At 37.2% G+C, this 15,691-nt stretch carries 13 protein-coding genes; all 13 read right to left on the reverse strand.

Translation table 11 applies throughout. From position 1 onward, the window contains the following. Positions 1 to 277: 277 nt before the first annotated feature. The 13 genes from ftsZ to mraZ are packed head-to-tail and all read right to left on the reverse strand — an operon-like array spanning position 278 to position 15,492. Complete coding sequence (gene ftsZ / locus EA412_07410) at positions 278 to 1,837, reverse strand: cell division protein FtsZ (GenBank protein ID TVR78911.1); 1,560 nt, start codon at positions 1,835 to 1,837, stop codon at positions 278 to 280. A gap of 27 nt (positions 1,838 to 1,864) precedes the next feature. Continuing rightward, positions 1,865 to 3,184, reverse strand: a complete 1,320-nt coding sequence (gene ftsA / locus EA412_07415) for a cell division protein FtsA (GenBank protein TVR78912.1) — start codon at positions 3,182 to 3,184, stop codon at positions 1,865 to 1,867. A gap of 10 nt (positions 3,185 to 3,194) precedes the next feature. Then, positions 3,195 to 3,971, reverse strand: coding sequence for a hypothetical protein (locus tag EA412_07420; protein TVR78913.1), 777 nt, complete (start codon positions 3,969 to 3,971; stop codon positions 3,195 to 3,197). Further along, positions 3,958 to 5,352, reverse strand: a complete 1,395-nt coding sequence (locus tag EA412_07425) for a UDP-N-acetylmuramate--L-alanine ligase (GenBank protein ID TVR78914.1) — start codon at positions 5,350 to 5,352, stop codon at positions 3,958 to 3,960. The genes EA412_07420 and EA412_07425 overlap by 14 nt, the downstream gene beginning before the upstream one ends. Continuing rightward, on the reverse strand, positions 5,352 to 6,458 hold the full coding sequence (gene murG / locus EA412_07430; protein TVR78915.1) for an undecaprenyldiphospho-muramoylpentapeptide beta-N-acetylglucosaminyltransferase: 1,107 nt from the start codon (positions 6,456 to 6,458) through the stop codon (positions 5,352 to 5,354). Before murG ends, EA412_07425 begins: the two co-directional genes overlap by 1 nt. Then, positions 6,439 to 7,593: a cell division protein FtsW gene (locus EA412_07435; protein ID TVR78916.1), complete on the reverse strand. Its 1,155-nt coding sequence runs from the start codon at positions 7,591 to 7,593 to the stop codon at positions 6,439 to 6,441. The genes murG and EA412_07435 overlap by 20 nt, the downstream gene beginning before the upstream one ends. A gap of 3 nt (positions 7,594 to 7,596) precedes the next feature. Beyond that, positions 7,597 to 8,937: a UDP-N-acetylmuramoyl-L-alanine--D-glutamate ligase gene (gene murD / locus EA412_07440; protein ID TVR78917.1), complete on the reverse strand. Its 1,341-nt coding sequence runs from the start codon at positions 8,935 to 8,937 to the stop codon at positions 7,597 to 7,599. Continuing rightward, positions 8,938 to 10,203, reverse strand: a complete 1,266-nt coding sequence (locus EA412_07445) for a phospho-N-acetylmuramoyl-pentapeptide-transferase (GenBank protein TVR78918.1) — start codon at positions 10,201 to 10,203, stop codon at positions 8,938 to 8,940. Further along, a complete protein-coding gene (locus EA412_07450; GenBank protein TVR78919.1) occupies positions 10,203 to 11,672 on the reverse strand; it encodes a UDP-N-acetylmuramoyl-L-alanyl-D-glutamate--2,6-diaminopimelate ligase in 1,470 nt (489 codons plus the stop codon). Before EA412_07450 ends, EA412_07445 begins: the two co-directional genes overlap by 1 nt. Next, a complete protein-coding gene (locus tag EA412_07455) occupies positions 11,669 to 13,765 on the reverse strand; it encodes a PASTA domain-containing protein (GenBank protein ID TVR78920.1) in 2,097 nt (698 codons plus the stop codon). Before EA412_07455 ends, EA412_07450 begins: the two co-directional genes overlap by 4 nt. Next, positions 13,755 to 14,090 (reverse strand): hypothetical protein, encoded by a 336-nt coding sequence (locus EA412_07460; protein ID TVR78921.1) that lies wholly within the window; start codon positions 14,088 to 14,090, stop codon positions 13,755 to 13,757. Before EA412_07460 ends, EA412_07455 begins: the two co-directional genes overlap by 11 nt. A 3-nt stretch (positions 14,091 to 14,093) precedes the next feature. Next, complete coding sequence (gene rsmH, locus EA412_07465; protein ID TVR78951.1) at positions 14,094 to 15,038, reverse strand: 16S rRNA (cytosine(1402)-N(4))-methyltransferase RsmH; 945 nt, start codon at positions 15,036 to 15,038, stop codon at positions 14,094 to 14,096. Continuing rightward, a complete protein-coding gene (gene mraZ, locus EA412_07470) occupies positions 15,025 to 15,492 on the reverse strand; it encodes a division/cell wall cluster transcriptional repressor MraZ (protein TVR78922.1) in 468 nt (155 codons plus the stop codon). The genes rsmH and mraZ overlap by 14 nt, the downstream gene beginning before the upstream one ends. Between the last annotated feature and the right edge of the window lie 199 nt (positions 15,493 to 15,691).

A 15,691-nucleotide genomic window follows, 5' to 3' on the forward strand; every position in this document is an offset into this window, starting at 1 on the left:
TCGCGTGTAATAATCTCCTGAATAGAAAGAGCTGGAAATGGAAAAATTATGATGGAAAATGGCAAAGTTGTGAAAGTTCTACCCATTAATTCGGAGATGCTTCCTGACGTCAGCATGACAGGTAGGGGGAGGGTTTTGCTTTTTAATAAAGGGGTTAGAACCAGCTCCCCTTTTGAAGCTCACTATTAGATTCCGGTTAAAATAAATAAGCCGGAGTATAAGAGCAGATAAACTGCTATACACTCCGGCTTAATGACCCAACCTAAACTAAACTAAACTAATCTATATTGTCATGCAAAAATGAATTTCTTTTATCTAAAGAAGGTCCGTTTTCATCATCGTCCTGATCAATTGAAAACTTGGAATAATCATTTTGAGAAGATTTGTAGCTTTCATCGTCAAAATTCATTTTTTTTCGCTTGAAAGCAGGCTCCGTTTCATAATCTTCCACTTTGGCTTCATTTGACATCAGTTTCATGCTCAAACTCTTAAGTTTGCTCTTTCTTTCTGATATTCCACTTAGACCCGAATATCTTTCTTCAGGTTTTGCTTCTGAATGTTCCGGTTCCGGGCTTTCCTCTTCTTCCGTTTTTTCGGTGTTTTCAACTTCTTTTACCTTAAACAGGTCGTCAGATTCCGATTCATTTTCATCATCATCTCCAAACATGTTTCTTTCGTTAAAGTCATTTTCATCATCATCACTTGTAGAAAAATCATGAGCGTCATTTTCTATATCTAAATCAAGTTTGATCTGACTTTCATCTGCTTCTGATTTGGTTCTTTTTTTAGGGGAATACCTGTTTTCATTTTGATTTTCATCTTCATCTTCTAAATCCAAAATAACTTTTTCATTTTCTACTGGTTTTTTGGTTTTTACATTTCTGTTTTCGGCAAAACCTGTTGCAATAACAGTTACACTTAGTTGATCACCCATGTTTTCGTCAGTGCAAAGCCCCATTATAAAATCAGAAGAGCCTGTTAGTTTTTCAATATACTCCGTAATCTGATCGATTTCCTCCAGTTTTTCCTGTTGACTTCCCGTAGTAATATTTAATAAAATATTCTTAGCACCCTTGATGTTGTTTTCACTCAAAAGAGGGGAGGATAATGCCTTTTCAACGGCTTCTATTGCTCTGTTTTCGCCCTCTGCTATAGCAGAACCCATTATGGCCAGTCCGCTATCACGCATTACATATTCAACATCGGCGAAATCGACATTTATATTTCCTTTTATGGTAATGATTTCAGAAATAGATTTAGCGGCTATAGCCAATATATTATCAGCTTGTGAAAAGGCCTCTGAGCGCGTCATTTTGTTGTAGATTTCCTTCAATCTTTCATTGGAAATAATGATATGTGCATCAGAATTTCTCTTCAGCTCTTCCAGCCCTTCCATTGCCTGTTCTAATTTTCTTTTCCCTTCAAATTTAAAAGGAGTGGTGACTATACTGACAGTCAGTATGCCCATGTCCTTAGCTGTTTGCGCTATTACGGGTGCCGCACCTGTTCCCGTTCCGCCACCCAGTCCGGTGGTTATAAAAACCATTTTTGTTTTCTTTTCAAGTATGTCCTTTATCTCACGAATTGATTCTTCGGCTGCTTTTCTGCCGACTTCCGGCCTGGAGCCGGCACCAAGACCTTCAGTGAGTTCAGGACCCAGTTGAATTTGGTTTGGTATTGGACTATCTTCAAGTGATTGTGCGTCTGTATTGCAAATAACAAAGTTTACTCCCTGTATTCCCTGATTATACATGTAGTTGACTGCGTTACATCCGCCTCCACCAACACCTATTACTTTGATGATCGACGATTGGTCTTTTGGTAAATTGAATTCCATAATTGTACTTTTTTGCTTTTAATAAAATTAAAAATCGTTTTCGATGCCGTCCTCAAACCATTTTTTTATGCTTTTCCAAAACTTGGCCAAACCTTTTTTTTCTTTTAGAACCACATTAGGTTCTATCGTTTCATTTTCCGTTGTCTTTAAAGTCTCTTCTGATTCTTCTTCTTCAAGTTCTGATTTGTTTTCTTCGAAACCTTTTAAGACTAATCCTATGCCTGTTGAATAAATCGGATTTTGTAAATTAGGTACTTCTGATTTTGCCAAATGTTCGTTTGGTAAACCAATTCTGGCATCCATGCCTGTGATATATTCAAAATGTGGTTTTACATTTTTTAGCATTGCACCTCCACCGGTAAGGACAATCCCACCGATAAGTGTTTTAGGGTAATCTTTATTAGCTGTTTCTATGTGAAACAAGACATCATGTATGATTTCTTCCATACGCGCATTAATAATGCCGGCCAGATTTTTTAAGGAAATTTCCTTTGCCGGACGCCCTTTCAGGGAAGGTATACTTACTACTTTGTTTTCAAAACTTTCTACCGGCAGGGAAGATCCGAATTTCAGTTTTAGTTTTTCTGCATGCTCTTTCAGCAGCTTGCATCCTTGTTGTATGTCGGACGTAACTATTTCTCCACCAAAGGGAATCACCGCAGTATACCGAATGATGTTTTCCTTAAAAATTGTAATGTCAGTTGAGCCGCCTCCAATATCAACAAGAACTACCCCTGCTTCTTTCTCTTCTTCGCTTAGTACTGCCTCAGCAGATGCAATTGGTTCTAAGATGATATCTTCAACTTCAAGTCCGCTTTTGACGATACAACGCTGTATGTTTTTGGCTGCCGTAGCTTTTCCGGTAATGATATGAAAATTAGCTTCCAGGTTAGTGCCCGGATATCCCTCAGGATCTTTGATAAAGTGTTCACCATCTACTATAAATTCCTGAGGTAACACATGAATGATGAGATTCCCCTGCGGAACCGGCATCTTTTTCATCTGTTTGATCATTTCCTCTATATCTTTTCTGGAAATTTCATCCTCTGTATTATTTCTGACAATGTTTCCTCTTTGTTGTTGGCAACGAATATGTTCGCCGGCAATTCCTACATATACTTTTTTGAAATCAATATCCACCTGGCTCTTGAGTTGCTCAACAGCCAGTTTAATAGATTCTACTGTTTTATCTATATTTGCTACCATACCACGACTAACCCCTTTGGAAAGACTTTTTCCAATTCCTAATATTTCCAGTTTGCCATATTCGTTCAGTCTTCCGGCTACGGCACAAATTTTTGTTGTGCCAATATCAATTGCTACTATTGTTTCTTTTTTCTTTTCCATGTATTGAAATTTATATTTTTGAACAAATAATCTGATTTTTATACTTTAGGTTTATGCTTTTGTATTTATCCCAGCTTCCGGTCTTAAGTCCTTCTCTGTAAAAAATGTATAGTTTAGTGAACTTTTCTTCCATACTTTCTATGTTTCCGAATATTATGTACTGATTTCCTAATCTGGGTATCAGTTCAAATTCACGATTTTCATTCACATATATCTGTTGTATAAAAGCAGACCAAAAATCAGATTCGTGTATAAATTGCCCTAATTCATATATTTCCAGCTGTATCAGGCTGTCTCTTTCGTGTTTATATTGGTTTTGATAAATAAATCCATTGACTACGGGAACTCTTGGAGTAAAATTATAAGATATAGGCATAGGATTTCCATTCATATCAAGATAATAACTCACATTGTTTTTGTTGATAACTCTGATTAGTGGCTTTCTCTGCTTAATATCGACGACTAATCTTCCATTGGGCTGAGCAAAAATTTGCGCATTTTTTATGAAAGGATTTGCATTTAATCTTCTTTCCATGGTATTTAATGGCAGAGTTCTTATCTTTTCATTTAAAATACCATTGCTGGTTTCATGATTTAATATTTCAAAAACTTCATCTTCCTGTATAAAAAATAAACCCGTATGATGGTCAATATTTACCACTAACTCTTTACATACAAAATCCTGCTGCTTGTTTTGAGAAGCTGCAATCAGAACGACCCAAAGTGCAATTACACCTATGTAGCCTACTCCTTTTAGGGTTTGTAATATTTTCTTATTTATCTTCATAACTATCTGCTATCAGATTTTTGTTTTTATTTTCTAAAGTATTTTTAATCGGTTCAACTAATTTGTCAATATCACCTGCCCCGGCTGTGATTAAAATGTCAAGCTGCATTAAGTCTATTTGAGCAGTTAACTCTTCTTTGGTCATTAGTTTATGGTTACCATGACTGATATACTTAGCTATCAGAGCGGCATTCACGTTTTCTATTGGTGCTTCCCGGGCCGGATAAATATCAAGTAAAATTACTTTGTCTGCATTTGAGAGGCTCTTCCCAAATTCTTCTGCCAAATCCCTTGTCCTGCTGTATAAATGTGGCTGAAAAATAATAGTGGTATGTCTTTTGGGATACTGTTCTTTTACAGATTTAAGCAAAGCATTAATTTCTGTTGGGTGATGTGCGTAGTCATCTATGTATAAAATATTTTCAGAGGCAAATACATATTCAAACCTTCTCTTCACGCCGCTAAAGCTTTGCAGGTTAACCTTAATTGTATTTTCATCCAAACCACTTTCTAATGCAGCTGTAATTGCTGCAATTGCATTTTCAAGATTATGAAGCCCCAGGGCAGGCATTTGAAATCCGCTTATTTTTCTTCCTTTATAGTTTAGTGAAAAATGGAGAAAAGTGTCCTTTTTTTCTATATCTGCCGGATATATATCTGCTGTATTATCCAAAGAGTAAGTGATAATCTCCGGGCAATCGAAATCCGAGTTGCGGTTAGCTTTTTCGTGTACTATCAGTTTACCTTCTTTAGGCAGCTTTCTGACAAAACTTTTGAAACTGTCGTATAAGTTGTCCATGGATTTGTAAATATCCATGTGGTCACTGTCAATTGATGACAGGATAATCATTTTAGGATAAAGTTTCAGAAAAGAATAGTCAAACTCATCTGCTTCCACTACAGCCCAGTCTTTTCCGGTTTTGAAATTACTGCCAATATTGTTGGAAATACCTCCTAAAAAGGCATAGGGATTTATGGATGAATTGTGAAACAGATGTGTTAGCAGGGACGATATTGTCGTTTTTCCGTGAGAACCGGCAACGGCAATAGTGTTTAATCTTTGAGTTATCATCCCCAAAACCTCGGCTCTTTTGAGCACTTGTATTCCTTTTTGTTTAAAAAAGATAAGCAAAGGATGATCCGATGGAATGGCTGGTGTGTAAACAACCAAATCCAAATTGTCATTTATGTTTTCCGGTTTTATATCATACGCTATCTGAACCCCTCTTTCTTCCAGCTTACGAGTGATGGCAGATGAATTTTGATCATAGCCGCTAACACTAATATTGTTTTCAAGAAAATAATGGGCAAGGGCACTCATCCCGATTCCACCGATTCCGGCAAAGTACACTTTTGATATGTTTGATAATAATATTGACATTAGGAATCCTTTTTTTCTAAAATTTGAATACAATTGTTTACGATATCCTGAACTGCATTTTCCTTTGCCATAGTTTTCGAAGCTTCACTTAGCGATTGTTGTGCTGCTTTGTTTTCACTTAGTGAAATAACTTCTTTTATAAGTTTTTCTTCAGCAATATGATCTTCAACTAATAAGGCGGCATTTTTTTTAACCAATGCCATTGCATTTTTATACTGATGATTTTCTGCCACATTTGGTGAAGGAACCAAAACAACAGCTTTGCCCACCATGCATAATTCTGATATACTGAGCGCTCCGGCTCTTGAGATAATTATATCGGCAGCAGCATAAGCCATGTCCATCTCTTTTATAAAGTCAGTGACGAACAAGCCTTTTTTGTTAAACTTTTCTGCTTTGGGATAAAAACCTTTCCCGGTTTGCCAGATTAGCTGAAGGTTTTTGTCTAATAATTCATCATGATTATTGTAAAGAGCTTTATTTATTGTTAATGCACCAAGGCTGCCACCGATTGAAAGTATAATAGTTTTGTTTTCATCCAAACCGAAAAATGCAGCTGCCTGAGATTTAGTAATATTTTTTCCTGATATATTTTTTCTTACCGGATTACCTGTGAAAATGATATTTTCTTTTGGAAAGTATTTATCCATACCATCATATGCCACAAACACTTTTTTAGCTTTTTTGGCCAGAATTTTATTTGTGAGTCCGGCATAGGAATTTTGTTCCTGCAAAACATAAGGGACTTTCTTTTTACCTGCCATATATAAAACCGGTCCGCTGGCATATCCTCCTACGCCTATTGCCAGGTCAGGCTTAAAATCAGATATAATTTTACCCGCTTTTAATAAAGATCTGATGACATGAAAAGGCAGCAGTAGATTTTTAAAAATAGCTTTTCTTTGAAGTCCTTTTATAGGTAAACCAATGATTTTAAAACCGCTTTCAGGGATTTTTTCCATCTCCATACGGCCTTCAGCACCTACGAACAGAAAGTCGGCAGCAGGTAATTGCTCTTTGAGTCCGTTTGCAATAGCTATTGCCGGATAGATGTGGCCTCCTGTGCCACCCCCTGATATCAGGATTTTATATGGCTTTTGTTGCATCAATTTTTTTTCCTTCTAGTTCTTCAATATTTCTACTTATACTTAAAATAATTCCTACCGACAGACTTGTGAACAGTAAAGATGTTCCTCCCATGCTTAAAAATGGAAGTGTTAAACCTGTAACAGGCAGTAAGTTTACTGTGACAGCCATATTTATCATTGCCTGTAAAACAAGGCTCAAACTCAGTCCAAATGCGAGTAAGGCCCCGAAAGCATTTGGCACCTTTAAGACAATCATAATACACCGGTATAACAGCAGGATGTAGAGCAAAATCAAGATGCCCCCGCCCATCAGTCCGTATTCTTCAATAATTATGGCGTAAATAAAATCTGAGTAGGGGTGAGGCAAAAAGTTTCTTTGAGTACTTTTACCCGGTAAACTACCGAAAATTCCCCCTTTTGAAATGGCTATTTTTGCCTGTTGAACCTGATACGTATCCTGACTACCGGTCATAAAGCTGTCGACTCTGCTTTGCCAGGTTCCTAATCTTCCCTGATTATCTGAAAATGAAAGTGTAAGAACAAGTAAACCTATTATCACACCACCGGTAAGTGATAATCCGGCCAGATATAAAATTTTAACCCTGCCAATAAACATGAGTATAAAACAGGTTAAAAATAAAAGCAAAGCTGTTGATAAATCTGCCGGAGCAATTAAGAGTGTAATAATTATTAAGGGTATGAAAATGGGCAAAAACCCTTTTTGAAAGTCTTTAATTTCATTTTGTTTGATCGATAGAATTTTGGCTACATACATAATCAGTCCCAACTTAGCTAAATCTGAGGTTTGAAAAGAAAGGTTAATTACGGGTAGTGTAATCCACCTTTTAGCCTGGTTTAAATCAGTTCCCATGAACAAGGTGAAAATCAATAGTGGTATGGATATCAGCATGATTAAATCACCAATTCTTGCATAGTATTTATAGTGAAGCAAATGTGCTAAAAACATAACCCCAAGGCTTAGGAAAACAAGCACAAGCTGGCGCATCAGGTAAAACTCCGTGTTACCTGTCTGATACCTATAAGCTAAGGTTCCTGTAGAGCTGTAAACAGCCAACAGGGATCCTATGGATAGTATAATTACTACCATCCAAATGTACCGATCTCCCTTTATGTTTTTAAATAATGCCTGCATTTTTTATAGCTCTATTACATGTTTTTTAAAGTGTTCACCACGTTTTTTATAATTTTCAAACAAATCAAAACTCGCGCATGCCGGAGACAACAAAACGGCATCTCCATTTGTAGAAATCGCAGCAGCCATTTCCACCGCCTCTCTCATATTATCTGTATTCATCATCACATCCACATGCTTTGAGAATGCATTGTGTAAGGGGACATTATTAGCGCCCAAACAAATGATTGCTTTCACTTTTTTTCTGATTAATGGAATGATTGAAGCATAGTCATTGCCTTTGTCAACTCCTCCGGCTATCCAAACTGTCGGTTTATTCATTGATTCCAAAGCATACCAGGCGGAATTTACATTTGTAGCTTTTGAGTCATTAATATATTCCACACCCCCGATTCTTGCTACAAACTCCAGACGGTGTTCCAGTCCTTTAAAGTCCATAAAACTCTCCCGGATGACTTCTTTTCTGAGGTCAAGCACTCTGGCTGAAATTCCGGCAGCCATAGAGTTGTAAATGTTGTGTTTGCCTTTAATTTTTAAGTCTGTAAGTTCCATTTCGAAAGGGTTTTCTTCGGCAATTATTAATTTGTTGTTTCTGGTAAAGGCTGTGAGTTCTTTTTTTTCTTCCATACCAAACCAAAGCTTTCTGGTATTCAATTGCTTTTTGTTGATGTGTTCAAGCAGAACCTTATCATCAAAATTGAGGATTAGTGTATCTTCTTTATCCATTAGCCTAGCTATGCTAAGTTTAGACTGTATATAGTTTTCAAATTTATCCTGGTATCTGTCCAAATGGTCTTCGGTAATGTTTAAGATTATGCTGATTTTTGGTTTAAATGTTTTGCAATCGTCTAATTGAAAACTGCTGACTTCCAGTACATAGTAATCCGTATCTTCTTCAGCATTTATCACCAGTTTAGAAAATGCATCCCCGAGATTTCCTCCCACAGAAACTTTTAAGGAAGCTTTATCCAAAATGTGTCCAATCAGCCTGGTCGTTGTTGATTTTCCGTTTGTTCCTGTGATAGCAATCACCGGTTTGTCTGTATATCTGAAGGCCCATTCTATTTCAGAAATCAACTCGATTTTTTGTTTTCTTATGGTTTGAACTATTTTTGTTGATTCGGGTACTCCCGGACTTTTAATTATCAGTTCAGAATCACAAATTTTATCAAGACTGTGCTCTCCCTCTTCAAAATCAATTTTATATTGGTTCAGTATAGCTTTGTACTCGGCCGTAATATTTTTGCTGTCTGAAACAAAAGCATTCCAGCCTTTGAGGCTTGCTAAAACTGCTGCCCAAACCCCGCTTTCACCTGCTCCTAAAATGGTACATCTTTTTTCCATTTACCTCAGTTTTAATGTTATAATAGTCATGACAGCCAATAGTAGCCCTATAATCCAGAATCTGCTGACAATCTTAGATTCATGCATTCCTTTCTTTTGAAAATGATGATGAATAGGTGCCATCAGAAAAAAGCGTTTTCCTTCTCCGTAAACCATACGGGTATATTTGAAATAAAAGACCTGTATGATTACGCTTAAATTTTCTAACAGGAAAATGCCGCAGAGAATAGGTAGCAGTAATTCTTTTCTCATGATAATAGCAAGGGCAGCTATGATGCCTCCAATTGCCAGACTTCCTGTGTCGCCCATGAATACCTGTGCCGGATATGCATTATGCCATAAAAAGCCTATACAGGCTCCTATAAAGGCAGCGGTGAAGATTACCAGCTCTCCCGTAAACGGGATATACATTATATTTAGATAGTTCGCAAAAATGATATTACCGGAAACGTAGGCAAAAACTCCCAGAGTCGCCCCTATGATTGCAGAGGTGCCGGTTGCCAGTCCGTCAAGTCCATCAGTCATATTAGCTCCGTTAGAAACAGCTGTAACAATGAATATGACAACCGGAATAAAAATGAGAAATGCCCATTTTTCGTAACCCGGGCCCAGAAATTTAAGTGGGGCAGAATAGTCTATTTCATGATTTTTGAGGAATGGAATAGTCGTTACCGGTTTTTTGACATCTACCATGGTATGCTGATCTCCCATGAAATCGCTGATGGTAATTACATCACCATTTTGAAGAATTTCATTGCTTTCTACTTCCTCTATAGTGGCAATATTTACCCTGACGATAACATCCTCATGGAAGAATAAAACAGAACCGACAATTAAGCCCAAACTGATTTGCCCGAAAATTTTAAACTTTCCGGCTAAACCTTTTTTATTTTTTTTGAAAACTTTGATGTAGTCGTCGAGAAATCCGATTAAACCCATCCATACAGTTACCAGAAGCATTAGTAAGATGTAAATATTATCAAGTTTGGCAAAAAGTAAGGTAGGAATAATGATAGCTGCCAGGATGATGAGTCCGCCCATAGTGGGAGTTCCTTCTTTTTCTTTTTGACCTTTGAGACCTAAATCTCTCACTGATTCTCCAACCTGTTTTCTATGAAGAAAGGCAACCAAACGGCCTCCGAACACAAGCGTTATCAGTAAAGAGAAGATAATGGCCATACCTGCTCTGAATGAGATAAACTGAAATACCCCGGCTCCGGGTATTCCAAATTGTTCATCCAACATGTTAAACAGATAATATAACATTATGTATTTAAAATTTTTAGTTCGTGTATTAAAATCAGCTTATCATCAAATGGATGCTTTTCGCCATTTATTTCCTGATATTTTTCATGTCCTTTGCCGGCTACCAGTATAATATCCTGATCTTTTGAAAGTGAGCAAGCCAGTTGTATCGCTTCCTTTCGATCGGGAATACTTAGTGCTTTTTTTTCTAAAGCAGGATGAAGGCCGGCTTTCATTTCTTTTATAATTGCCTGTGGATCTTCATTTCTGGGATTATCACTGGTTAGGATTACTCTGTCGCTCATTTCAGCAGCAATTCTGGCCATTAGCGGTCTTTTTTCTTTGTCTCTGTTGCCTCCGCAGCCAATGACTGTAATTACTTGCTGTTTTTGATTTTTCATATTGTTTATTGCCGCCAGAGTGTTTTTAAGTGCATCCGGTGTATGGGCAAAATCAACAATTCCGGTAATTCCGTTTTTACTAATTTTTATATAATCAAATCTTCCTTCAGGAGCTTTAAGGGCAGACAGCGGTTCAAAAATTTCTTCTTCCGGAATACCAAGCTCAATGGCTACAGCAAAAACCGTTAGTAGATTCCAGGCATTATGTTCACCTAAAAGTAGAGAGAAAACTTCCTTACTATTTATGTTTACCAGCATTCCCTCAAAGCTTTGCTCCAGTAGTTTGCCTTTGTAATCTGCCATGGTGTATAAACTGAAAGTTCTTTTTCTGGCTTTGGTGTTTTGGAGCATTACCGTGCCTCTTTTATCATCTACATTTACCAATGCAAAAGACATAGAACCGAGGCTATCAAAGAGTTTCTTTTTAGCCGTTATATAGTTTTGAAAATTCAGGTGATAGTCCAAATGATCATGAGAGATATTTGTGAAAACTGCACCGGTAAATTTTAAACCGGCTATTCTTTTTTGTTCAATGGCATGTGAGCTTACTTCCATAAAAACATACTCACAACCATTTTCAACCATTTCATGGAAAAGTTTATTTAGTTGAAGTGTATCAGGTGTAGTAAAGCTTGAAGGATAGGTTTTATTTGCAATTTTATATTCCACAGTAGAAATCAAACCTACTTTAAAGCCCAGCTTTGTAAATAATTGAAAAAGCAGACTTACAACTGTTGTTTTTCCGTTCGTGCCGGTAACACCTATGAGTTTTAGCTTGTTTGCGGGTTGCCCAAAGTAATTTGCTGCCATTATACCCATAGCAGCTTGCACATCTGCTACTTTGATATAGGTGATGTTTTCCTTGTAATTTTTAACTTGATCAGAGTGTACAATAGCTCTGACATTTTTCTTTTCAGCTTCCGGTATGAAGTCGTGGCCATCTGATTTCAAGCCTTTAATTGCAAAAAAGACATCATTATCGGCCAGTTTGCGGGAATCAAATTCAAGGGCATTGATTTCACAAGCTGTGTTGCCATATACTTCATCTAATGGCACCGTGTATAATATGTCTTTTAAAAACTTTTTCATCCCAGTTCAATAGTAATTTGAGTCGAGTTATTTAACATTTGTCCGGGAGTTAGTGATTGCCTGATTACTCTCCCGCGACTTCCAATGATTTCTACTGTTAGACCCATATTTTCCAGTAAATAAATTGCATCTTTCAGACCCATCCCTCTTACGTCAGGTATATTTTCTTTATTGACGGATAGATTAGACAGGTGTATTTTGTTATTGGTAATTCTGGAGGATATCCATTCTGTATCAGAATAATCTTCATACAGTAATCCCAGATTTTTTAACAGAAAGCGAGCATCATAGGCACTTCCGGGTCGTAAAATTGGAACGGACACGGTCTCCTCCTGTACATATAGGTTTACCGGCAAATGCATTGGTATACTCATTGAGTAAACATGGTCTGCTATTTCTTTAAAAACGGGGCCGGCAACATGTCCGCCATAGTAAATTCCGGATGTTGGTTTTTGAATTACTACTATACAGGAATACTCCGGATTGTCAGCCGGGAAATATCCAACAAATGATGATTGATATTTATCGCTATAAGTGCCTGCATCTGCTATTTGTGTGGTACCGGTTTTTCCGGCAATTTTATAAGAATCAGAACGGATAACCCTGCCGGTACCGTTTTCTACTACGCTCTCCAAAAGTAAACGGATATCTTCCAATGTTTTTTGTGAAGTGATAGAACTATTTAAAACTTCCGGTTCAAAGCTTTCTATTACATTTCCGTATTGTTGAATAGATTGAACCAGATATGGTTTCATCATTTTTCCGTTATTAGCAATGGCATTATAAAATGCTAAAATTTGAATAGGAGCCAGTTGTAATTCATAACCTACAGCCATCCAGGGCAATGTTGTTCCGCTCCAGTCAGGATTTGACGGGTCCTTTATAAATGGTGTAGCTTCCCCTCTTATCTCTATTCCAACGGGCTTGTCCAAGTCCATTTTTTTCAGATGATTTATAAATTTGTGAGGCTGACTTCCGTAATGTTGTTGAATCAATCTTGAAATGCCTACATTGGAAGACATGTCAAAGGCTCTTTGTATGGTAACTCTTCTGTTATCATGTTGCTCGGCATCTCTCATTACCAAATCAAAAAAGTTATACCTGCCCCGGTTTAGGTCAACACTGTCATTAATATGTATATACCCGTCTTCCAAAAGGGCAATCATCGCAGCGGTTTTGAATGTAGAACCCGGCTCGGTTCCTTCACCGATAGCATAATTGTATTTTTCCCAGTAGCGCCCTTTTTCAATTTCACCTAAGTTGGCAATTGCCTTTATTTGCCCTGTACTTACTTCCATTAGAACTGCTGTTCCGTGACTTGCTCCATGTGTTTTTATTGCTTTTAAAAGTGCATTTTCTACAACATCCTGAAGGTTTACATCTATGGTCGTAACTATATCTTTACCATGTTGAGGCTTGATTTCATCTTCGTCATTGATAGGAACCCATGTGCCTCCTGATATTCTTTGCATAAGTCTTTTGCCTTCAACACCGGATAAATATTCATCGAATGCGCCTTCTAAGCCAACGGGTTGCACATCCGGTCTTACGTAACCAATAGTTCTGTGAGCGAGTAGGCGAAAAGGAGTTACCCTTCTGTTTTGCTGAATAACAATCATGCCTCCTCTGAACCGGCCTTTTCGGAATATGGGCCAGCTCCTCATTTCCATTAATTCGTGGTAATTGGCATTTTGCTTTATTAATAAATAGCGATTGCCGTTTAGTCTTGCATTTACCAGCCTTCTTTTATATTCAATTTCTGAAGCATCACCAAAAAAAGCAGACATATTAAATGCGAGACTGTCAACTTTTGAATAGAATAATTCATCTGTAATGGATTCGGTGTTTGGGTCAAAACGAACTTCAAAAAAAGGCAAAGAAGTAGCTAATAAACGACCATCAGCAGATAAGACATTTCCTCTTTCCGCTTCAATAGAAATATAGGCTGTGGTTAAACTGTCTGCAAAAGATTTCCAGTACTCACCTTCAGATACCTGAATTTGAACAGCTTTTACAAAGACAGCTCCCCCAAGAAGGCATATAAATATAAATGCCACCCAGATTCGCCATAATATTTCTTTTTTAATATTCATTTCCTCTTACAATAATTTTATAAGGTGGTGATTGAATTTCTTTTAAACCATAAGGAGCAACTTCCTTAGCTACTTCTGTTTGCTTGCTTTTATACATTAGCTCAGCTTTTGTGGTCATATACTCCCACCTCAATTCTTTTAGTTTTGGTTGTAATGTGTTCAGGTGGCGCATTTTCTTTTCAGCCATGTGCGTATTTCCTATGTATACTATCGCAAGCAATGAACAGAACAGGACAAAAGGTAAATTAAGCAATAGCTTGTCAGGCTGGAAAATTGATTTTCCATCCCATCTTTTTAGCCACGATTTAATGTTCATTTTTTCCATCTTCTACTCTTTTAATACAAATGCTGTTTTATCTAAATTTTGTGCAGTTCTCTCAGCTATTCTGAGTTTTGCACTTCTTGCTCTTTTATTTTCATTTGTTTCTTCTTCAGTTGCTGTAATAGGTTTTTTAGTTATTTCTTTAAATATTTTATAAGGATTACCATAAAGGTCTTTTGAAACTGTCCCTTCAAAATTGCCAGACTTTATAAAGTTTTTAACAAGCCGGTCTTCCAGGGAATGGTATGACATAACTACCAGTCTTCCATTTTCAGCTAACACCTCTGCTGATTGTTCTAGTAAATCTCTCAGACTCCCCATTTCATCATTCACTTCAATTCTTAAGGCCTGATACACTTTTGCCAAATACTGCGAAGGTTTTTTTCCGGCATATTTAACTGTAAGCTCTCTGAAAGCCTTCCCTTCGGTGAGAGGAAAACCCTCTCTTGTATTTACTATACCTGATGTAAGTGCGCTTGCATTATTTATCTCACCATACAGTCTGAATATATTCTTCAGGTTAGCAAATGAGTAGCTGTTTAGTATATCAGCGGCACTATGAGGTAAGTCTTTTGACATTCGCATATCGAGCGTATCGTCATATCTGGTCGAAAAACCTCTTTCCGGGGTATCTATTTGATGAGAAGAAACACCTAAGTCAGCTAAAATTCCATCTACTTTTTTTATACCGTTCAGCCTTAAAAATCTTTTTAAATGCCTGAAGTTTTGTTGTATAAAAATGAACCGGGGGTCTTCAGGAATGTTTCTTAGAGCATCTTCATCCTGGTCAAAGCCAATAAGTTTTCCATTTTCACCAAGGTTGTCTAAGATTGCTTTTGAATGACCGCCGCCACCAAAAGTTACATCTACATAAATACCATCTTCTTTTACAGCTAATCCCTCTATACATTTATTTAAAAGAACGGGCCTGTGATAACTATTCATCGTTATCCTCTTTTGACAGATCACCCATTACATCTTCTGCCAGGTCTGAAAAGTCTGCCGGTTCATCATCCAGCAATCCTTCGTATTCTTCTTTGTTCCAAATCTCTATTCTGTTTGAGTAGGCAAATAGCACTACATCTTTTTTTAAGTTTGCATATTCCATTAGTGATTTTGGAAAAAGTATTCTGTTGTTGGAATCCGGAGATAATTCTGTAGCTCCCCTGTAGAAATATCTTACAAATTGCCTGTTTTTCTTTACGTACAGGTTGAGTCTGTTAATTTCAGAACTTATTTTTTCCCACTCGTTAAAAGGATAAAGAACCAAATGTTTCTCAAAGCCACGATTTACAACAAACCGATCCCGGGCCTCCGGAAGCAACTGTTTGTTCAGTCCGGAGGGAATCATGAGACGCCCTTTGGCATCTACTTTGCATTCATATTCCCCAAGAAACCTGGTCATTTTTTATCGTTTAAGAGTAAATTTATAATATTTTTCCCACAATTTCCCACTTTCTCCCACAAAATTATACAAAAAAAATTACTAGTACATAGTGGAATGAAAGATATCCTGCTGAAAAAAGTAATTTGAAGCAATTTGAGACGGGGTGTTTAGCTGAGATTCAGGAGTAGCAATTGGTACAGAAAAGCATCTGAAAAGA

The organism is Chitinophagaceae bacterium (assembly GCA_007695095.1).
Taxonomy (GTDB): domain Bacteria; phylum Bacteroidota; class Bacteroidia; order Chitinophagales; family REEL01; genus REEL01.